The following is a 20932-nucleotide window of genomic DNA, read 5'->3' on the forward strand; positions in this document are numbered from 1 at the left end:
CCATTTTTAGCTGTTCTCCGTCTTGCCGAAGACGCGTTCAACCTCTGCTGTTGTCGTGATCCGTTGCTGTAATTTCAGCTGTGCTGCCGCCAATAATGTCGGATAATCCATTTGAATTTGTTGTTGCTGATAATGTAACAGTTGATAAACGCCGGTTCGTCCGCGATAACCGTCAACACAATCGCATTGCTGAGATTTATCACCTTGGCATAAGGTGCAACGTTTGCGGACTAAACGTTGTGCCGCCACCAGCAATAATGAATTTTCCAATTCGTGTTGCGCAATTCCCAACTGCTGCAATCGGGAAATTGCACCGATTGCCGTATTGGTATGCAGTGTCGATAACACTAAATGTCCCGTCTGTGCCGCGCGTAATGCTATCTCTGCCGTTTCCTGATCTCGAATTTCCCCAACCATAATGACATCCGGATCTTGGCGTAAAAAACTCCGCAATAATGTCGCAAAAGTTAACCCGATTGCGGCATTTGCTTGGGTCTGAATAATACCGTTTAATTGCAGTTCTATCGGATCTTCCGCCGTAAGAATGTGGCGACTTTCCTGATTTAAAAAATGTAAACCGCTATATAATGTCAAACTTTTACCACTTCCGGTCGGTCCGGTAACCAAGATTAATCCTTGCGGTTGAGATAACGCTTGCCGGAACAGCACAGCCTGCTCGTTTGTCATTCCCAGTTCGGTAAAATCATCAAACACCGGTGTGTTAGGTTGCAATCGTAATACGATTTTTTCACCATATTGTGTCGGTAGAGAAGATAACCGAATATCTAATGTTTCACCGAATGCGGTTTTAAAACGAAAACGACCATCCTGCGGCAAGCGTAATTCGTTAATATCCAGTTTTGCCAACAATTTTAGGCGTGAGTTTAAGCGTTGACCTATTGACAATGTCAGCACCTGATGCCGTTGTAATACGCCGTCAATTCTAAAACGGATCTGGAACTCCTGACGTAACGGCTCAAGATGAATATCAGAAACGGAATATTGCAAACCTGATTCCAATAATTGATTGAATAGTTGAATAATCGGCTCTTGTGCATCAACTTCCGCAATTTCATCCGATTTTGCGACAATATCATTTTGCTGATAACTATGCAGTTGTGATTCTTGCACTTGATTTGTCGCCGTTCCGGGTTGCAACTGCTGTAATAACTGTTTCAGTGCAGTTTGTCCGATCGCAACCGGCTCAATCTGTTTGCCGGAAAGAAAAGCGAAGGTCTCGCAGGCTGCTAAATTATCGAAAGACTCAACCGCTAACCATAACTGTTGCGCTTGTTCCTGCAACGGTACCGCTAAATAACGCAATAACAGTTCATATTGCTGTTGATTCTTCTGCCATTGCAATTCTGAAATTTCAAACAGCAGCTCCGAATCCAATGCCTTTACACAATAGCCCATTTTCGCTGCTCCCTAATTAATTTGCAGAAGTATTGCTACAAAACCCTGCCGGAAACAGTCCATTATCACCGCTACAAGTTACACTCCAATCAATTAATTCACCGTTATTGCCATCACTTGGTGTCATCGTATAACTGATGTTCTCCAGACTGGATTTACCGGAAACAGAAATAACACCGGCAGCCACATTAACCTCTTTAAGATATTTAAATTTATCCATATTAGACGGCTTCGCCTGAATGCCGTTTTGACCGGCGTTACAGCTTGCTTTACTCTTAGTGTTATAAATACAGAGCTCAACTTCCGCCTTATAGGGTGAAGAGGCTTGAATCAATTCTGATATTGCCGCCTTTTTGGTGTAATTTTGATAAGAGGGAATGGCAATGGTTGCCAACACGGCAATAATCGCAATGACGATCATCAATTCAATTAAAGTAAATCCGGCATAATTCGCCTTTAGTTGTTCACGTTTTTTCATATCAGCTCCTCGCAAAAAAATTTGCTAAAAAATGACAAAAACAGCTTCATTAGCCTAGAAACTCGTTAAAATATTGTGATACTGATCGAAAAAAGAGAATTTTTATGTACAAAATAATAGATGGTACGCTACAAAATGCAGTACAAATTCCTTCACCGCATTTTGATCAGCGCCCCGATGTTAATGATATTTCATTGCTGGTGATTCACTATATCAGCCTACCGCCGGAACAATTTAGAGGCGATTTTATTGATGATTTCTTTCAAGGGAAATTAGATCCGACGCTTCACCCCTATTTTGCTGAAATTTATCAACAACGGGTTTCCGCACACTGTTTGATCAGACGAAACGGTGAAATTAAACAGTATGTTAATTTTAATCAACGTGCGTGGCACGCCGGCTTATCTTCGTTTCAAGGGCGCGAAAAATGTAATGATTTTGCTATCGGGATTGAGTTGGAGGGAAGCAATAATCAACCCTTTACTGAACAACAATATTACACTTTGGCTGAAGTCACCGCTGCCATTATGCAAACTTACCCGTTAATTACGCCCGATCGGATTGTTGGCCATTGCGATATTTCGCCCGGTCGTAAAATCGATCCCGGTCAATATTTCAACTGGCATTATTACCGACAAAAATTGAGCTATATCAAATAATCACGTGATTTACCTCATTTAAGTAATTAAAGCCTGCGTTATCCGGGCTTATACTGCCGCCAACGATTTATCAGAGAGGTACGAATATGGAAAATCCATTTGATGCACACTGGTCATCGAAAGGTAATACCCTTTGTTTAGGACATTGGGAAATTACTTATCAAGGCAAACCCATTACTTTGCCGGAAGAGAAACGCGAACATGATATGGGCACACGCGGAATTTACAATTTTATCGATCCGGAAGATGAGCTTTATCTTGAAGGATTGGATGAAAATGACTGGATTTTAGAAAATATTGAATGGTTAACCGATGTTTTTATTCAGGAAGATATTCCGATTGAAGAACAAAATATGCGCTTTTTTTATCAAGCCGTAAATAAAGATGATTGGCGTTGCGGCAGCTGTGGCGGTTGTATTTAAATCACAGTTGATATTCGAGAAACGAAAAAACCGCAAAAGCATTTCGATTCTCGAATATTCTTGTTTATAATGACCGCCATTTAGTCAATTTTGCTCAAGCCTATTTTTATGCTTTCTCAGTTAGAACAATATTTTTCTCATTTACGCCATTATTTAAAACACAAAACGCATCAAACTTCTCGTCTTTCCCGCAAAAGTATTGAATTTATCTGTTTACTGCTTGGCGCACTCTTAGTGGCACTTGTTTCTTGGGGTTTTGCAAAACTGGTTGAATTGGGGTTGGAAATTAATACTTTTTTAGTAAATCTCAATCCAATCGTTGCTTGGATTTTACTTCCTTTCGGCATTGCAGCACTTGCGTGGTTTACCCAAAAATTTACGCCTTATGTTGCCGGTAGCGGTATCCCTCAAGTTATCGCTTCTATTGCTTTACCGCACGGCAAACCTAAAGAAACATTGGTACATTTCGCTCAAACCGTCTGGAAAATTCCGCTCACCTTTTTGGCGATGTGTTGCGGCGCATCCGTTGGGCGTGAAGGGCCTTCGGTACAGGTGGGCGCGGCAGTAATGTTATCTTGGGGGAAATTCTGTCGCAAATATAATTTGGCATTTAAAGGCTTGAGTTATAACGAATTAATTGCTACCGGTGCTGCCGGCGGTTTGGCAGCCGCATTTAATGCTCCCTTGGCAGGGGTTATTTTTGCCATTGAAGAGATCGGTAGGGGCACGCCGTTACGTTGGGAACGTCGTGTATTATTGGGGGTTCTTGCCGCCGGTTTTATGCTGGTACTGATTCAAGGGAATAACCCTTACTTTCCGCAATATCGCGGTGCCGACAGCGTACAAAATATTGTGCTGTGGTTACTGATTACTGCCGTTATCTGCGGTTTCTTCGGTGGTTTATTCGCGCGTCTATTAGGTAAAGGGCTTGCTGCTTATTTACCTGCATTTATGCGTGGCTTTGTGCGCCGCCATCCTGTCATTGTTGCCTTTATTCTCGGTCTATTATTAGCGGCACTTGGTACATTCACCAATCATCAAACATACGGCACCGGCTATGCTGTGGTTACTCAAGCATTAAATGATCAGGCTTTAGATAATTCTGTCGGCATTGCTAAACTATTTGCTACTGTCTTTACTTACTGGTCCGGAATTGCCGGTGGGATTTTTACACCTGCATTAACCACCGGCGCTGCAATCGGTAGCAACATTTGGCATTTGAGCGGCGGTATCGTTGATCAACGTTTTTTAGTGTTATTATCAATGGCAGCTTTTTTAGCTGCGGCAACACAATCACCGGTGACCGCCAGTGTGATTGTAATGGAAATGACAGGAAGTCAGCCCGAATTGGTCTGGCTGCTCAGTACCAGCTTAATGGCTTCTATCGTGTCACGCCAAATTTGCCCTAAACCGTTTTATCATTTTGCGGCGGGACGCTTCCGTCAACGTATTCAAGAACAATTTAATCAACAACAGAAAACCAATGACAACAACACAAATTGATTTTTATCGTGGGCGATTTTCTGTCGCCCCAATGCTGGATTGGACCACACGTCACTGCCGTTTTTTTCATCGACAATTCAGTCGTCATACCTTGCTGTACACCGAAATGGTCACCGCACCGGCGATCATTTATGCTAAATATGATCATCTGCTTTATCATCCTCAAGAATTGCCGTTAGCACTACAATTAGGCGGCAGCGATCCGCAACAACTGGCGGATTGTGCCGCACTTGCCGAGCAGCGTGGTTATAGTGAAGTTAACTTGAATGTCGGTTGCCCATCAGACCGCGTGCAAAACGGTTTCTTCGGTGCCTGTCTAATGGCAAAAGCAGACTTGGTGGCACAATGTATTGACGCAATGCAGCAACGCATCAATATTCCGGTCACGGTTAAAACCCGAATCGGCATTGATGATCTCGACAGTTATGAATTTCTTTGTGATTTTGTTGAAAAAGTCGCCGCTGTCGGTTGTCAGGATTTTATTATTCACGCCAGAAAAGCGTGGCTTTCCGGATTAAGCCCGAAAGAAAATCGAGAAATTCCACCGCTTGATTACACGCGTGTTTATCAATTAAAACGGGATTTTCCACAACTGAAAATTGCGATCAACGGCGGCATAAAAACGATTGAAGAGATACAACAGCATCTACAATATGTCGATGGCGTAATGGTTGGGCGTGAGGCTTATCAAAACCCACAATTATTGGGATATATTGATCAAGCGTTGTTTGATCCGAATGCAGCAATCGTTACCTCATTAGAAGCGGTTGAAAAAATGTTTCCTTATATTGAACGAGAATTACAACAAGGCGTGCCGTTGGGAGCAATCACACGTCATATGCTGGGTGCATTCCAAAATCAACGCGGTGCAAGACAATGGCGACGTTATTTAAGCGAAAATGCACATAAAACCGGCGCCGGTATCGAAGTGGTTGAAAAGGCGCTGTCTTTCGTGCAATAGCGGTAATAAGTGATTGCATTGATTTGCCTTTTCTTACTAAAAATAACGTAGAATGGACAGGCTTTTGAATTTGAGTCATTCAGATCAAAAATAAGTGATAACGCAATCAACTTCACGACAAAATAGTGGTAAAGTAAATGCGGTTTTTCTAAGAGAAATGCTCTTATCTACTCGAAATTAGCTAGCAAAGAAGGAGAAAAATATGGCAACTCGCCGAGAATTAGCAAACGCAATTCGTTTTTTAAGTATGGATGCGGTGCAAAAAGCAAAATCAGGACACCCAGGCGCACCTATGGGAATGGCGGATATCGCTGAAGTTTTATGGCGTGATTTTTTATCTCATAATCCGAACAATCCAAAATGGATCAATCGTGACCGCTTTGTGCTTTCCAACGGACACGGCTCAATGTTGATTTATAGTTTATTACACTTAACCGGTTACGACCTTTCAATTGAAGATTTAAAACAGTTCCGTCAATTGCATTCTAAAACACCCGGACACCCTGAATATGGTTATGCACCGGGTGTAGAAACCACCACTGGGCCATTGGGGCAGGGCATTACTAATGCTGTCGGTATGGCGATTGCCGAAAAAACGTTAGCCGGTCAATTTAATCGACCAGGACACGATATTATCGACCATTACACTTATGTTTTCTTGGGTGATGGCTGTTTAATGGAGGGTATCTCTCACGAAGCCTGCTCTCTTGCCGGAACTTTAGGTTTAGGTAAATTAATCGCATTCTATGATGATAACAATATCTCCATTGATGGACACGTTGATGGTTGGTTTACTGATGATACCCAAAAACGTTTTGAGGCTTACGGTTGGCAAGTCATTCCTGCGGTAGATGGTCATAATGCAGCAGAAATTAAAGCCGCTATTGAAGTGGCAAAAGCAGAAACCTCAAAACCAACATTAATTATCTGTAAAACCATTATCGGTTATGGCTCACCAAATAAAGCCAATTCTCACGACAGTCACGGTGCGCCGCTAGGAGAGGAAGAAATTGCATTAACGCGTAAAAATTTAGGTTGGAATTATGCACCATTTGAAATTCCAGCTGAAATTTATGCGGAATGGGATGCAAAACAACAAGGCGCAGAAAGAGAAGCGGAATGGCAACAACGCTTTGCTGCTTATCAATCAGCATATCCAGAATTGGCAGCTGAATTATCACGCCGTTTAGCCGGAGAATTACCATCAGATTGGCAAGCACAATCTCAAGCATTTATTGAAAAGTTACAAGCGAATCCAGCCACTATCGCTAGCCGTAAAGCATCACAAAATGCGATTGAAGCCTATGCGAAAATCTTACCTGAATTTTTGGGCGGTTCCGCTGACTTAGCGGGTTCAAACTTAACCTTATGGTCGGGTTCAAAACCATTACGAGCCAATGTGATTGATGGAAACTATATTAACTACGGTGTGCGTGAATTCGGGATGTCCGCCATTATGAACGGCATTGCTCTACACGGTGGATTTATTCCTTACGGTGCCACTTTCCTAATGTTTATGGAATATGCGCATAATGCAGTGCGTATGGCAGCGTTAATGAAACAACGTGTGCTTTTTGTTTACACCCACGACTCTATTGGTTTAGGGGAAGATGGGCCAACCCATCAACCGGTAGAACAAACGGCAACATTACGTTTAATTCCGAATTTAGAAACTTGGCGCCCGTGTGACCAAGTGGAATCTGCGATTGCGTGGCAAGCAGCGGTTGAACGCACTGCAGGCCCAAGTGCATTAATTTTCACTCGTCAAAACTTAACACAAATGGAACGTAACGCCCAACAACTTGCCAATGTTAGACGCGGTGCTTATGTCTTAAAAGATTGTGAAGGTACGCCTGAATTAATCTTTATTGCAACCGGTTCAGAAGTGGAATTGGCAGTGAAAGCAGCGGAACAATTAACTGCGGAAGGACACAAAGTGCGTGTAGTTTCTATGCCAAGCACGAATGTATTTGATAAACAGGATGTCGCTTATAAAGAAAGCGTATTACCAAGCAACATCAAGAAACGTGTTGCAATTGAAGCCGGCATTTCGGACTTCTGGTATAAATATGTTGGCTTGGAAGGTCGTGTTGTCGGAATGAACCGCTTTGGTGAATCTGCTCCAGCAGGCGAGTTATTTAAATTATTCGGATTTACTGTGGATAATGTCGTTGCTAAAGCGAAAGAAATTCTATAATTTTGCTTTTGTGATTTAATATTGAACACTCCCCCATTAGTAAATAGTGGGGGATTTTTCGTTTTTAATCACTTTATCATTTTACAATTATCTAACTAAGTTAAAGATAAAATGCTCAAATATTAGTTCGATTTTGTTTTGATATAGCATAAAACAACAATTTTCTTAAATTTATCATTATTGATCTGTTGCCATTGTCAAAATTTCGCTGTAAAGTAATCGACCATTAGTCGGGGTGCTGTTTAACAGCTGAGAAAATACCCGTTGAACCTGATCCAGTTAGCACTGACGTAGGAAACTAATTATGCAACATTTACACCTTTTATCTATTCCCATTTCCCTTCTGATTTTTACTTATTACTGCTATTTATCATTAACTCATTGATATCAGGTTATTGATAATGAATGCGGTAGAAATCCGGCAATTAACATTGTCATTTACTGACAAACCACTTTTTGTCGACTTTAATTTCAATATTGCTCATTCTCGCTGGAGTGCTGTTCTTGGGCGTTCCGGCGTCGGCAAGTCAACTTTATTGCGTGCTATTGCCGGATTAGAACAAAATACAATAAAATCTGGAAAAATTATAGTTAAACATTGTCCGAATCATCAGCAAAAAATTGCTTTTATGGCGCAAAATGATGGCTTGTTTCCTTGGCTTTCCGTTTTAGACAACGTACAACTGGCACATCATTTACAGGGATCAAAAAATAAAGCTAGTCGCCAACAAGCGTTATCACTACTAGAGCAAGTGCAATTAGCGGATTATCAGCATAAGCCTTGTTATCAACTTTCCGGAGGACAACGACAACGTGTAGCATTGGCGAGAACGCTAATGCAATCTTCCGATTTGATCTTAATGGATGAGCCTTTTTCCGCTTTAGATGTGGTTACTCGCCAACAGCTCTATCAACTTGCGACAACCTTATTAGCCGGGAAAACTATCCTATTGGTCACACACGATCCACAAGAAGCATTACAACTATGTGATGATATTTTTGTTCTACAAAAACAAACTGATCGGGTTGTTCTCTCACAAAAAGTTTCAACCGCTGTTCATTCTCCGCAACAACCGCAATTTTGGCAGATATACCAACAGTTATTCTCTCTTTTGCAGGAGGAATTTTAATGTATTCACTATCCTCACTGTTAAAAACAGCTCTGCTCTGTCTATTTTTATTAGCGTTATGGCAAGGCACAATTCTTATTTGGAATTTACCGCACTATCTGTTGCCGACACCGTCTGATGTGTTCCAACAGCTCATTTCCCATCATCAGTTGTTGTGGCAGCACACAATGGTTACGCTATTGGAAATTTTTCTTGGCTTGTTTCTTGGGTTTGTTTTTGGCTTGTTTTCCGCCATCTTGCTCTCTATATCTAATCGGATTGCTACTTTTTTATTGCCGTTACTACTTATTTCTCAAGCTATTCCTGTTTTTGCGATTGCGCCACTGCTGGTGTTGTGGCTCGGTTATGGATTGGCTTCAAAGGTCGCAATGACAATTCTAATTATCTATTTTCCGGTTACCGCCGCCTGTTATGACGGTTTGAGAAATACGCCGAAGATTTGGTTGGAACTGGCACAAACCATGCAAATTACTCGTTGGCAAATGCTGTTTAAAGTTCGTCTACCGGCTGCATTACCTGCGCTCTCATCCGGTTTACGCATAGCCGTTTCCATTGCACCGATTGGCGCAGTCATCGGCGAATGGGTCGGGGCAAATCAAGGTTTAGGCTATCTAATGCTACACGCCAACGCACGTATGCAGGTTGATTTAATGTTTTCAGCACTCTTTTTATTAATGTCGATCACACTTTTACTCTTTTTTATTACCGATAAATTACTGCACCGTGCATTACCTTGGGTAACGCAATTACGTTAAGGAGAAATGATGTCAATTACACAACAATTTATTCAGCAAGCACAACCAGATTGGCAACGTTATGTCAGACATTCATTTGTACAACAACTAGGAAATGGTTCTTTACCACTTGAATGCTTTCAACACTATCTAATTCAAGATTATCATTATTTGTTGCACTACAGTCGCGCTTTAGCATTAGCAATGTATAAATCTCACCATTTTGTGCAACTTACTGCTTTTAATCAAGATTTACAGAATATTTTGGCAGAAGTGCAATTACATATTCATTATTGTCAGCAATGGCAAATTTCTAAAACAGAACTGGACAATACACCAGAATCACCTGCTTGCGTTGCTTATACCCGTTATATGCTCGATTGTGGCTTACAAGGGGGGTTAGCTGAACTCTATACTGCGATTGCACCTTGTGCTTTAGGCTATGCAGAAATCGGTAAACGACTAGCGGCTTTACCACAGTCGAAAAATAATCCTTATCAGACTTGGATTGATACCTATGCCTCCAAGGAGTTTCAAGCTGCTACCAATGCTATTGCTCAACAGCTGGAACAACTTTGCGCCGGCATTTCTCCACAACAACAGCAAAAATTGCAGCATATTTTTACCACCGCTACCCGAATGGAAATTGCCTTTTGGCAAATGGGGTTGGATCGTTCATAACATTAATCAGAGGAAATCTTATGAAAACTCGTCTATTTTTTACTACATTTTTACTCTCATTTTTTGCTTGGTTTGCGCAAGCTGAAAAATTAAGTTTACAACTGGATTGGTTCGTTAACCCTGATCACGCCGCCCTCATTGTGGCGCAACAGAAAGGATTTTTTGCGAAAAATGGAATTGAGCTGGAAATCATTGAACCTGCCGATCCCTCTATGCCGCCAAAATTAGTTGCTGCCGGCAAAAGTGATTTGGCTGTCGGTTATCAACCACAACTTTATTTAGATGTCGATCAAGGCTTGCCTTTAGTGCGTATAGCCACATTAATCGCAACGCCATTAAACAGTATCATTGCCTTAAAAGAGAGCAATATCAAAACATTAGCCGATTTTAAAGGCAAAAAAATCGGTTATTCGGTCAGTGGTTTTGAAGAGGTTTTACTCGGCACAATGCTGAAATCCGCCGGCGTTAATCCGAATGAAGTGGAAAAAATCAATGTAAATTGGTCATTATCACCGGCATTGATGAGCAAACAGGTGGATGGTGTAGTCGGTGCATTTCGTAATTTTGAACTTAATCAGCTTAGTTTAGAAAAACAACAGGGAATCGCTTTTTATCCGGAAGAACACGGTGTACCAATTTATGATGAATTGATTTTATTAGCCAATAAAAACAAATTAGACAACCCTCAATATCAAGCAAAACTCTCCGCTTTTCTCTCTGCTATTGAACAGGCGACCGTTTATATCAGCAATCATCCGCAAGAGGCGTGGCAAACATTTATTAGCTATAAACCGCAAGAATTGGATAACGCACTGAATCGTGCAGCGTGGCAAGATACTTTGCCTCGTTTAAGTTTAATGCCACGTGCATTGGATCAACACCGTTACCAAACAATGGCGGAATTTATGCACCAACAAGGATTAATTAAAAAAGTACCGCTTTTATCCGATTATGCACGTCAAATTAAGTAGAAAGGAAATAATATGAACTTCAATTTATTAGAAAAAATTCGCCAAACAAATCCTTTAATCCACAACATCACCAACATTGTGGTGGCAAACTATGTAGCGAATGGACTATTAGCCTTGGGCGCATCGCCGATTATGGCAGATGCCGAAGAAGAAATGGCGGATCTTGCCCAATTTAGCGCTGCCTTAGTAATTAACATTGGTACGCTCGATCCTTTCAAGGTAAAAGCAATGTTGGCGGCAGGCAAAGCCTCGAATAAAGCGGGTATTCCAGTGGTGCTTGATCCTGTGGGCGTGGGTGCAACACAATATCGCAAGGACGTAGTCACCGAATTACTTAACAAGGTAAAATTCACAGCTATTCGTGGTAATGCTGGGGAAATCGCTCAGTTAGCAGGGGTGAATTGGGTAGCGAAAGGCGTGGACGCAGGACAAGGCGAAGGCGATGTGGCACAAATTGCAAAACTTGCCGCACACCGCCATCAATGTGTTGTGGCGGTGAGCGGTGCGGTAGATTACATCAGCGATGGCGTGCAAGTGACAGCCATTGATAACGGCACGCCAATGTTTCCAAAAATCACGGGGTCAGGCTGTTTGCTTGGTGCGGTGTTAGGGGCTTTTTTAGCAGTCAATCCGAACCAACCTTTTAATGCAGTAGTGCAAGCCAGTGCAGCTTATGCGGTGGCAGGGCAACTCGCAGCAAAAGAGTTAGGAAGCACAAAATATGGGCAGTTTTACACCACTCTTTTAGATCAGCTTGGCGAGCTGAGCGATCAACAAGTGGCGCAATTCGCACAGGTTCACATTGAAAACTAAGGAGCAACAATGACTCATATTTCACAAGCTCTAACCATTGCTGGTTCAGACAGTGGTGGCGGTGCAGGTATTCAAGCCGATTTGAAAACCTTTCAAATGCGTAATGTATTTGGAATGAGCGTGATCACCGCCGTTACCGCACAAAATACCTTAGGCGTAACGGATATTCATTTGATTCCCCTTAGCACCATTGAGGCGCAACTCAAGGCGATTGTGGAAGATTTCACGCCCAATGCGGTAAAAATTGGTATGCTCGGCACGGCTGAAATTATCCAAACCGTGGCAGCTTTTTTACGTCAGCACCCATTTGAGAATGTGGTTATCGATCCTGTGATGATAGCCAAAGGGGGTGCAAGTTTGTTGCAACAATCAGCAATTCAAGCGATGCGTGAGCAATTATTACCATTAGCCGATGTGCTAACGCCAAACCTTCCTGAAGCAGAAGCCCTAACAGGATTGAAAGCTAAAGATCAGCACAATATTGCGAAAATTGCTGAACGTTTACAACAAATGGGCGCAAAAACTGTGATTATAAAAGGTGGGCATCAGCAAAACAGCGAAAGCGCAGTATGCCAAGATTTTATTTTCACACCAACAGAATTTTTTATCTTGGAAAGCCCACGTTTTAACACGCCACATACCCACGGCACAGGTTGCACTTTTTCCGCTTGCTTAACCGCTGAACTAGCCAAAGGGCAATCTTTGGAGCAAGCCTGCAAAACTGCCAAAGCCTTTATCACTAGCGCAATCAAGCACCCTTTAAATATCGGACACGGACACGGCCCAACCAATCACTGGGCTTATTCACAGGAGCAAAAAAATGGATAAATCAATTTTACGCTGTTATTTAGTCGCAGGTACGCAAGATTGCCGTCATCTACCACAATATAATGCAAGCCAGCCACAACAAACCTTATTAGATCGTTTAGAACAGGCATTAAAGGCCGGCATTACTTGTTATCAATTTCGTGAAAAAGGGCAATTTTCCCTGCAAAATCCGCAACAAATTGAGCAACTTGCTCTCCAATGCCAACATTTATGCCAACAATATAATGTGCCTTTTATTATCAATAATGATGTGGCGCTGGCAGAAAAATTGCACGCAGACGGCATTCACGTTGGGCAAAAAGATTTTGCTGTGGATAAGCTAGCCCAACAAATTCAAGGCAAAATGCTCATTGGTTTGTCAGTAAATACCTTGCAACAAGCGCAGCAACATAATGCTTTCGATGGTGTGGATTATTATGGCTGTGGTCCGATTTTTCCCACTTTTTCCAAAGCAGATGCTGCTCCCGCTGTAGGAATAAACTTTGTGCAATTTTTACGTGAGCAAGGAGTCTACAAACCATTAGTAGCCATTGGAGGAATTAAAGTAGAACACGTCCCTGCCCTATTACAAGCAGGAGCAGACGGTGTAGCAGTAATTTCGACTATTATGCAGGCAACCAACATAATTTCTACAGTAAAACAGATTTTAAACGCATAAAAAATGGGGCTTACCGCCCCATAAATACTAGTTTGCAGATGTTTATTTATGACGTTCTTTTAATTTTTCAATAACATCACTCCAGTCTAAATCGGCATCCTGCAACAATACGGTTAAATGGTAGGCTAAATCCGCCGCCTCGCAAATGGTTTCTTCGCGATCTTTCACGGTTGCCGCCAATGCAGTTTCTACCCCCTCTTCGCCGACTTTTTGTGCAATGCGTTTTGTGCCTCGTGCATAAAGTGAAGCGGTATAAGAACTCTTCGGATCAGCATTTTTACGCGCATTCAACAGTTTTTCCAATTTACTCAAGAAAATCCAATTCGGTGTTTCAGAAACCGGTGAAAAACAGCTATCAGTACCTTCGTGACAGGTTGCACCAATCGGATTTGCCAAGATCAACAAAGTATCACAATCACAATCTAATGTATAATCAACAACATTTAAAAAGTTGCCAGAAGTTTCCCCCTTTGTCCATAAGCGTTGCTTGGTGCGTGAATAAAAGGTAACTTTCCGCTCCACAAGGGTTTTCTCAAGGGCTTCTGCATTCATATAGCTCAGCATTAACACTTCGCAGGTGGTTGCATTTTGTACGATAACAGGGAGCAAACCGTTCACTTTTTGCCAATTAATTTGTTCTGTTAATAATTTATTGCTCATTTTATTCCTAACCTCTCACTTCAATTTTTTCATTGCTTAAATACTGTTTCAACTCCCCAATATCAATAATCCGCTTATGAAACACGCTAGCGGCTAATGCACCGTCCACATTGGCTTCAATAAAGGCCTCGCGGAAATGCACCATTTCGCCTGCTCCTCCTGAAGCGATCAGTGGCACGTTGCAGACTTCCCGTACCTTTTTTAGTTGGACTAAATCATAGCCTTGACGCACGCCGTCTTGGTTCATCATATTTAGCACGATTTCACCTGCCCCGCGTTTTTGCACTTCTTGCACCCAATCCAGCGTTTGCCAGTGGGTTTGGCGGATGCGTTTTTCATCACCGGTGTATTGATTGACCCAATATTTATTTTGTTCGGCATCATACCAAGTATCGATTCCCACTACGATCGCTTGCACGCCAAAGCGATCCGCTAAGCGAGAGATTAAATCAGGATCGGCAAGTGCGGGGGAATTTATGGAAATTTTATCTGCGCCAAAAGTGAAAATTTGCTCGGCATCCGCAATGGTTTTGATGCCACCTGCCACACAGAATGGAATATTGATCTCTTTGGCGACCCGCTCCACCCAGCTTTTATCTACGGTGCGACCGTCTGACGAGGCGGTAATATCATAAAACACCAACTCGTCCGCCCCTTCTTCCGCATAACGTTTTGCTAGCGGCACAATATCGCCGATAATCTCGTGGTTGCGGAATTGCACGCCTTTCACAACCTGCCCATCACGAACGTCTAAACAAGGAATTATGCGTTTTGCAAGCATTATGCCCTCCTTTTATATTCTTGTAATTCAATATTACTGCTAATGTACAATGGATGATGAGGCTCTCCAGTTTTATTAATTTTCAAACAATATAAATGATTAAACATATCATAAACTTCTTTGGAGCGTCCTTTGTAAGCACCATTGTTTCCCCAAGCTACAACAATTTTTTCCGATAATCTTGCATATTCTTTTAGATATTTATTATTAAGTTCTCCAATAGGATCTTTTTCATAGTAAAGTTCATTTTGATAGGTATCTACAAATGCAAATAAATTAAGCATATAAATACCCCCATAATTCCATTTTTTAGCGTAATTGATACATTTATTTATAGTACTATCATCTTCATTTTCATCAGCAGTTGATGGATTTAATCCAATGAACATTATTTTAGGTAACGAATCGTCCCATATTCTAGATAATACATACCTGTATCTCCTATCTTCTGAGAATTTCGCATCTTTTTTCATTTGCTCCAACATTGAATTGCCTCCGCTACGTCAAATTTTCCTTCTAGTAATGCACGACCCACAATCACGCCAGCCACGCCCGTGTTTTTTAACGCAGCAATGTCTGCTAATGATCCGATGCCGCCTGAGGATTGAAATTCAATCTGTGGAAAGGCGGTGCAGATTTCTTTATATAACGCAACATTCGAGCCTTGCAATGTGCCATCGCGAGAAATGTCAGTGCATAGCACGTGCTGTAAGCCCACTTGGCTGAAATCTTCAATCACTTGCTCCAAAGTGAGTGAGCTAGTTTCTTGCCAGCCGTGAATGGCGATGCGTTTTTCACCGTCCACGATATGAATATCTAAGGCTAAAACGAATTTTTCCGCACCGTATTTTTGAAACCATTGCTTCACCATTTCAGGCTGTTTGATCGCTGTTGAACCAATGACCACACGGTTCGCCCCAACACGCAATAGATCCGCCACATCTTGTTCTGTACGAATGCCCCCGCCCACTTGAATATGAGCTTGCGTTGCGGCAATGATTTCGCCAATAAGTTTAGTTTGGCGTTGGTTCGGATTTTTCGCCCCCGTTAAATCCACCAAATGGAGCTGTTTCGCCCCTTGCGATAAATAATGCTGAAATTGGGCGATGGGATTGTCGCTATATTGGGTTTGCTGTGCGTAATCCCCTTGATACAACCGCACAACCTTGCCGTCAATAAGGTCAAGTGCGGGGATAATTTGTGATGTTTTTTTCATTGTTGTGTTCTCTTTTGTTTTTATTAACTAAGCCATAAACGTAATTTCAAGCCCCACGGGCTGCTTAAGCCTGTGGTAGTGTGAACGATTTTACCGTTTTTAAATTACAGATTTTCCATAAAATTCCGCAATAACTGCTCGCCCACCTTACCTGAACGCTCGGGGTGAAATTGCACACCGTAGAAGTTATTTCTTGCAATCGCCGCAGAAAATGGCACGCCATAATCACAGGCTGCAATGGTATTTTCATTCGGCAACACCGCATAGCTATGCACGAAATAGAAATAACTATCTTGTGGGATATGTTCAAATAGCGGGTGGAGATCCTGATAATGCACCTTATTCCAGCCCATATGCGGCAATGGCAGCCCTTTATTTGGCAAGCGTTGCGTGTTGCCGTTAATCAGTCTAAGGGTTTTTATTTCACCTTCAGCGGAATAATCGGTCATTAGCTGCATTCCCAAACAAATGCCTAATACAGGCTGAGTGAGCTGTTGAATTGTTTCAGTTAATTGTCGAGATTGCATATTTTGCATTGCGGCTGACGCAGTCCCCACCCCCGGCAAAATAAGTTTTTTTGCACTTTGGATTTTGGCTAAATCATCGGTAATTTCCGCCTGATAGCCCAAACGCTCAAACGCAAATTTCACTGAAGAAAGATTAGCACAGCCTGTGTTGATGATAGTAATGGTTTGCATTGTTTTATGAATTTCCTAGCTTTCTTGTTGTTTTTGTTCAAAATTTTCGATTTCTTTGCGTATTTCTGTCAGCAATAATTCTTCTGACGGCAGATAAAGTTGATATTGGCTGGCGAAAATTTGCTGTTGATTTTCGGGTAAAGAAAATTTCACCACGCTATCATTTTTATCTGCACATAATAAGATGCCAATGGTTGGATTTTCTCGTGGCAGTTTTTCAACGCGATCAAAATAATTCACATACATTTGCAACTGCCCCAAATCCTGATGAGTTAATTTGTGGGTTTTGATTTCGATAATCACAAAGCATTGCAACAAGCGATTGTATAAAACGAGATCCACGAAAAAATCATCGCCGTCCAGATGCAAACGTTTTTGCCGTGCCACAAAAGAGAAGCCATTGCCTAACTCTAACAGAAATTCTTGCAAATGGGTGATAATTGCCCGTTCAAGATCCTTTTCATAATAGGCACTTTCACGCTGTAACCCCAAAAATTCAAGCACCATTGGATCTTTAATAATTTGTTTCGGATCGCTTGGGATCAGTTCATTATTCGCCACAGCGAGTACGCTGGCTTTATCGTTACTGAGCAATAAACGTTCATATAAACTACTATTAATTTGCCGCTCAAGTTGGCGAGAACTCCAGTGATTTTTAATGCTCTCCGCAATATAAAATTCGCGTTTGTCAGGATCGTTAATGGAGATTAAACTTTTGTATTGCGTCCAATTTAATTGCGTCCGCAGTGCAGACGCAATTGGAAATGTACGATAAAACTGGCGGTAACGCTCTAATTGACGAGCAGAAAAGCCGCTACCAAACTCGGGCTGTAACTGCTGAGCAAGTGATTTAATCAAATAAGCACCATAATCCGCTCGCTCTTGCCCTTGCTGTTCTTCTTCAAAAATACGCTTGCCAATGTGCCAATACATCAGCACACGCTGAAAATCCACCGCTCTTACCGCATTTTCACGGGATTGAGCGATGATTTGTTTAATATCAGTAATGATGGTTGTGTTGGTTAGCATTTCTCTATCCTTGAAATATGAATATCACCCTTACTATTCGTTTTATATAAAGGCTTGTTTCTATAAGTTTTAAACAAGCCTTTAAAGAAGTTGAATTAAAGATTATTTAATTTCATAAACTGAAACACCGCAATGTTCCAAATTAGAGCTAGGTGCAACTTCATAATCCTTACCAGCAACTGGTACAAAAGTGACTTCATTACCTGAACAATGTTTATATGTTACAGTTGTTATGCCTGTTGCAACATTTTCAAATTTATGAGGCGGTGTTTGAATTGAATTTTTTACCGTAATTTCTTTACCAGCAGGTACGACAAATTCTTTAAAAAATGCCCCAGATCCGATATTGGATAATTGTGAAGGATCTTTGCTTAATGGAGTTTCAGGCATACCAATAGGTTCATTGCCCTTCATTCCTAATAATGATGCCATTGCTTGTCCAGCACTACCGCCAACAGTAATTTTTTCTATTTGACCGTTAATTTCAACTTTCATTGAACTTGGTCTGCCATTTTGTCCGAAAATACGTACTCTAGCATCAGTTGATGGATTATAAGATTTATCTTTAATCGATAAATCTGTACTTTGACAAGCTGATAGTGAAATGGTTAATAACGCAAATAAAAGTTTTTTCATACGCTACTCCTTAATGGATAAAAATACTAAGAGTGGAAATATTTAAAAATTTCGTAAAATTCCACCGCACTTTACTAAAAATATCAATTACAAAACCCCCTTACTACTCGGCATTTCATTGCCTTCAATACGAATGGCTTGTCTTAAGGTTCGTCCGAACACTTTAAATAGGCTTTCGATTTTGTGGTGATCGTTGTCGCCGCTGGCTTTTAAATGCAAGGTGGCAAGCATTGTAAAGGCGAGGGATTGAAAGAAATGTTCGGTCATTTCTGTGCTGAAATCGCCCACTTTATCTCGTTTAAATTTGGCTTTAAATTTGAAATAAGGGCGACCAGAAAGATCCAACACACATTCCGCTTTGCATTCGTCCATTGGCAACACAAAGCCAAAGCGGGCGATGCCACGTTTATCACCGATAGCTTGTTTTAATGCTGTGCCGAGTGCAAGAGCGGTGTCTTCCACCGTGTGGTGTTCGTCAATATGCAAATCCCCTTTGCAACTGATGTTCATTCTAAAACCGCCGTGAGTGGCGATTTGGTCGAGCATATGATCGAAAAAGCCCACGCCCGTGTGAATGTGGTTTACGCCCGTTTCATCTAACCACACTTGCACTTTGATGTCTGTTTCTTTGGTTTTGCGTTCCACTTCGGCATAACGTGGCGTGCGTTCGCCGATATTGGTAACAGGTTCAGCCAATAATTTTTCTGCGATCAAATCCCAATTCAACTTTTCTGGGTGATATTGCAGGGCTTGAATACCCAGATTTTCAGCTAATTGTATATCAGTGGCACGATCGCCAATTACAAAGCTGGTGGCAGGATCAAAAAGCTGTTTTTCAATGTATTTTTTGAGCAATTTAGTTTTTGGCTTACGGCATTGGCAGTGGTCTTCAGGTTTATGCGGACAAATTAAAATATCATCAAATTCAATGCCTTGTGAACGAAAAAGATCAAGCATTGCATTATGCGGTTTATCAAAATCTTCTTTAGGAAAGGAATCCGTGCCTAAGCCATCTTGATTTGAAACCATTACAAAGCGATATTTCTTTTGCAGTTTCAACAACGCAGGAATAACGTTTTTTTCAAATTTAAGCTTTTCCAAGCTGTCAATTTGAAAATCCGTTTTCGGTTCGTCAATTAATGTGCCATCACGATCGATAAATAAGACTGATTGTTGTTTTTTCATATTATTTTCCTTGCTGTACAAATTGATTAATGGCTTCTAATGTACGGCTGTTTTCTGTTGCCGTACCGACAGTAATACGAATACAATTTTCTAAAAATAATTGACTATTTTGATTACGCAAAATAATGCCGTTATCCCATAAATATTGAAATAATTTTTGTCCGTCTTGTGCTTTAAACAGAATATAATTAGATTCACTTGGATAAACAGTATCAATAATTGGGAATTGAACCAACGCTTCACTTAATTTAACACGATTATTCAACACCTCATTAACACGTTGCTGCATTAATGCCACTCCTTGTGTAGAAAGTGCTTGGGCTGCAATATCAACGACAGGACTAGGCAATGGATAAGGAGCGATAACTTTTTGCAATACACCTATTAACTCTTCATTAGCAAGAGTAAAACCACAACGCAAGCCAGCTAAAGCAAAAGCCTTCGACAAAGTACGGATAATAGCTAGGTGTGGATAATTTTTTAACTCAGAAACCATTGTTGCATCTGGACAAAATTCGATATAAGCTTCATCAACCACCACAATTGCACGATTTTTTGTCATTTCTAGCAAAGAAATTAAATCCTCACGTTTTAATAAATTCCCAGTAGGATTATTCGGACTGCAAACAAACACAACTTTCACATTATCCAATTGACGTTCAATTTCAGCTAAATTTAGTTGAAAGTCTTTAGTCAATGGCACTTTTTTGCAAGCAATTCCGCAGGTTTCTGCACTAACTGAATACATCCCATATGTTGGAGGACAATACAAAATAGCATCCTGACTCGGCTCACAAAAAGCTCTGATAATTAATTCAATACTTTCGTCTCCACCACGACTCACTAATACATTGTTCATAATCACACCAGCATAATTTGCATAAGACTGGATCACTGCCTGTGGTTGTGCTTCAGGATAACGATTAAAATTTTGAACGCTTAATGAGAAATCCGGTGAGATTGGGTATTCATTGGCATTTAGCCAAATATCTCCTTTTCCCCCCAACCGACGTGCAGATTGATAAGGGGTTAATGCCTGAATATTTTTACGAGAAAGTTGTGTAATGCTCATAATTTTTTCCTATAACTGAAAATAAAAAATCCTCTCGAAATTATCTTCCGAGAGGATTGTGATTCATATCGAATGCTCGGAAGATTATTAATCTTCCACGCACCATCGCCTGAAAGATTAATCAGGTTGATGATGGTGATGATGAGCAATTCGAGAAAATTTCATTTTTTGTATCCTTAATGTTAAAACTGTCACTTACACTAC

23 protein-coding genes, 1 riboswitch and 1 other annotated feature are annotated in these 20932 nt (G+C 41.2%); of the genes, 12 read left to right on the forward strand and 11 right to left on the reverse strand.

Going from position 1 to position 20932, the window contains the following annotated elements; translation table 11 throughout:
- Window positions 1-6 precede the first annotated feature (6 nt).
- The gene (locus ACXPAV_RS07400) at window positions 7-1416 is read right to left on the reverse strand and encodes a GspE/PulE family protein (RefSeq protein ID WP_458003115.1); all 1410 of its coding nucleotides are present in this window, start codon (window positions 1414-1416) and stop codon (window positions 7-9) included.
- A gap of 16 nt (window positions 1417-1432) precedes the next feature.
- Window positions 1433-1894, reverse strand: coding sequence for a prepilin peptidase-dependent pilin (ppdD, locus tag ACXPAV_RS07405; RefSeq protein ID WP_039148357.1), 462 nt, complete (start codon window positions 1892-1894; stop codon window positions 1433-1435).
- A 104-nt stretch (window positions 1895-1998) separates the two neighbouring features.
- Between ppdD and ampD the strand changes: the two genes are divergently transcribed.
- From ampD to thiE, 12 genes are all read left to right on the forward strand, one after another.
- The gene (gene ampD, locus ACXPAV_RS07410; protein ID WP_458003116.1) at window positions 1999-2553 is read left to right on the forward strand and encodes a 1,6-anhydro-N-acetylmuramyl-L-alanine amidase AmpD; all 555 of its coding nucleotides are present in this window, start codon (window positions 1999-2001) and stop codon (window positions 2551-2553) included.
- 86 nt (window positions 2554-2639) lie between these two features.
- Window positions 2640-2975, forward strand: a complete 336-nt coding sequence (locus tag ACXPAV_RS07415) for a hypothetical protein (protein ID WP_013746603.1) — start codon at window positions 2640-2642, stop codon at window positions 2973-2975.
- A gap of 108 nt (window positions 2976-3083) precedes the next feature.
- Complete coding sequence (locus ACXPAV_RS07420) at window positions 3084-4478, forward strand: chloride channel protein (RefSeq protein WP_458003117.1); 1395 nt, start codon at window positions 3084-3086, stop codon at window positions 4476-4478.
- A complete protein-coding gene (gene dusA / locus ACXPAV_RS07425) occupies window positions 4459-5439 on the forward strand; it encodes a tRNA dihydrouridine(20/20a) synthase DusA (RefSeq protein WP_039155757.1) in 981 nt (326 codons plus the stop codon). The genes ACXPAV_RS07420 and dusA overlap by 20 nt, the downstream gene beginning before the upstream one ends.
- 202 nt (window positions 5440-5641) lie before the next feature.
- Window positions 5642-7636 carry a transketolase gene (gene tkt, locus ACXPAV_RS07430; protein ID WP_458003118.1) on the forward strand — a complete coding sequence of 665 codons (1995 nt, stop codon included), beginning with the start codon at window positions 5642-5644 and terminating at the stop codon, window positions 7634-7636.
- Window positions 7637-7857: 221 nt separating this feature from the next.
- Window positions 7858-7950, forward strand: a riboswitch (TPP riboswitch).
- 87 nt (window positions 7951-8037) lie between these two features.
- Window positions 8038-8766, forward strand: a complete 729-nt coding sequence (locus tag ACXPAV_RS07435; protein ID WP_458003119.1) for an ABC transporter ATP-binding protein — start codon at window positions 8038-8040, stop codon at window positions 8764-8766.
- Window positions 8766-9521: an ABC transporter permease gene (locus ACXPAV_RS07440; RefSeq protein WP_458003120.1), complete on the forward strand. Its 756-nt coding sequence runs from the start codon at window positions 8766-8768 to the stop codon at window positions 9519-9521. The genes ACXPAV_RS07435 and ACXPAV_RS07440 overlap by 1 nt, the downstream gene beginning before the upstream one ends.
- Window positions 9522-9536: 15 nt before the next feature.
- Complete coding sequence (gene tenA, locus ACXPAV_RS07445; protein WP_458004404.1) at window positions 9537-10181, forward strand: thiaminase II; 645 nt, start codon at window positions 9537-9539, stop codon at window positions 10179-10181.
- A gap of 20 nt (window positions 10182-10201) precedes the next feature.
- On the forward strand, window positions 10202-11152 hold the full coding sequence (locus ACXPAV_RS07450; RefSeq protein WP_458003121.1) for an ABC transporter substrate-binding protein: 951 nt from the start codon (window positions 10202-10204) through the stop codon (window positions 11150-11152).
- Window positions 11153-11164: 12 nt separating this feature from the next.
- Window positions 11165-11965 (forward strand): hydroxyethylthiazole kinase, encoded by an 801-nt coding sequence (gene thiM / locus ACXPAV_RS07455; RefSeq protein WP_458003122.1) that lies wholly within the window; start codon window positions 11165-11167, stop codon window positions 11963-11965.
- Between the two features lie 9 nt (window positions 11966-11974).
- Window positions 11975-12793, forward strand: a complete 819-nt coding sequence (gene thiD / locus ACXPAV_RS07460; RefSeq protein WP_458003123.1) for a bifunctional hydroxymethylpyrimidine kinase/phosphomethylpyrimidine kinase — start codon at window positions 11975-11977, stop codon at window positions 12791-12793.
- The gene (gene thiE, locus ACXPAV_RS07465) at window positions 12786-13451 is read left to right on the forward strand and encodes a thiamine phosphate synthase (RefSeq protein ID WP_458003124.1); all 666 of its coding nucleotides are present in this window, start codon (window positions 12786-12788) and stop codon (window positions 13449-13451) included. The genes thiD and thiE overlap by 8 nt, the downstream gene beginning before the upstream one ends.
- Window positions 13452-13493: 42 nt before the next feature.
- Here the strand turns inward: thiE and hisIE are convergent, their stop codons facing one another.
- From hisIE to hisC, 9 genes are all read right to left on the reverse strand, one after another.
- Complete coding sequence (hisIE, locus tag ACXPAV_RS07470) at window positions 13494-14111, reverse strand: bifunctional phosphoribosyl-AMP cyclohydrolase/phosphoribosyl-ATP diphosphatase HisIE (protein ID WP_458003125.1); 618 nt, start codon at window positions 14109-14111, stop codon at window positions 13494-13496.
- A gap of 7 nt (window positions 14112-14118) precedes the next feature.
- Window positions 14119-14892, reverse strand: coding sequence for an imidazole glycerol phosphate synthase subunit HisF (gene hisF, locus ACXPAV_RS07475; protein WP_458003126.1), 774 nt, complete (start codon window positions 14890-14892; stop codon window positions 14119-14121).
- On the reverse strand, window positions 14892-15365 hold the full coding sequence (locus ACXPAV_RS07480; protein WP_039133971.1) for a DUF1643 domain-containing protein: 474 nt from the start codon (window positions 15363-15365) through the stop codon (window positions 14892-14894). The genes hisF and ACXPAV_RS07480 overlap by 1 nt, the downstream gene beginning before the upstream one ends.
- The gene (gene hisA / locus ACXPAV_RS07485; RefSeq protein ID WP_458003127.1) at window positions 15362-16108 is read right to left on the reverse strand and encodes a 1-(5-phosphoribosyl)-5-[(5-phosphoribosylamino)methylideneamino]imidazole-4-carboxamide isomerase; all 747 of its coding nucleotides are present in this window, start codon (window positions 16106-16108) and stop codon (window positions 15362-15364) included. The genes ACXPAV_RS07480 and hisA overlap by 4 nt, the downstream gene beginning before the upstream one ends.
- Before the next feature lie 104 nt (window positions 16109-16212).
- Window positions 16213-16806, reverse strand: coding sequence for an imidazole glycerol phosphate synthase subunit HisH (hisH, locus tag ACXPAV_RS07490; RefSeq protein WP_458003128.1), 594 nt, complete (start codon window positions 16804-16806; stop codon window positions 16213-16215).
- Window positions 16807-16821: 15 nt separating this feature from the next.
- Window positions 16822-17835, reverse strand: a complete 1014-nt coding sequence (locus ACXPAV_RS07495; protein ID WP_458003129.1) for a PDDEXK nuclease domain-containing protein — start codon at window positions 17833-17835, stop codon at window positions 16822-16824.
- 102 nt (window positions 17836-17937) lie between these two features.
- A complete protein-coding gene (locus ACXPAV_RS07500) occupies window positions 17938-18471 on the reverse strand; it encodes a hypothetical protein (protein WP_423080740.1) in 534 nt (177 codons plus the stop codon).
- 87 nt (window positions 18472-18558) lie between these two features.
- Window positions 18559-19656 (reverse strand): bifunctional histidinol-phosphatase/imidazoleglycerol-phosphate dehydratase HisB, encoded by a 1098-nt coding sequence (hisB, locus tag ACXPAV_RS07505; RefSeq protein ID WP_458003130.1) that lies wholly within the window; start codon window positions 19654-19656, stop codon window positions 18559-18561.
- Between the two features lies 1 nt (window position 19657).
- Window positions 19658-20728 (reverse strand): histidinol-phosphate transaminase, encoded by a 1071-nt coding sequence (hisC, locus tag ACXPAV_RS07510; protein WP_458003131.1) that lies wholly within the window; start codon window positions 20726-20728, stop codon window positions 19658-19660.
- A 22-nt stretch (window positions 20729-20750) separates the two neighbouring features.
- Window positions 20751-20870: a sequence feature (His leader region), on the reverse strand.
- Window positions 20871-20932 lie beyond the last annotated feature (62 nt).

The organism is Gallibacterium sp. ZY190522 (genome assembly GCF_054166015.1).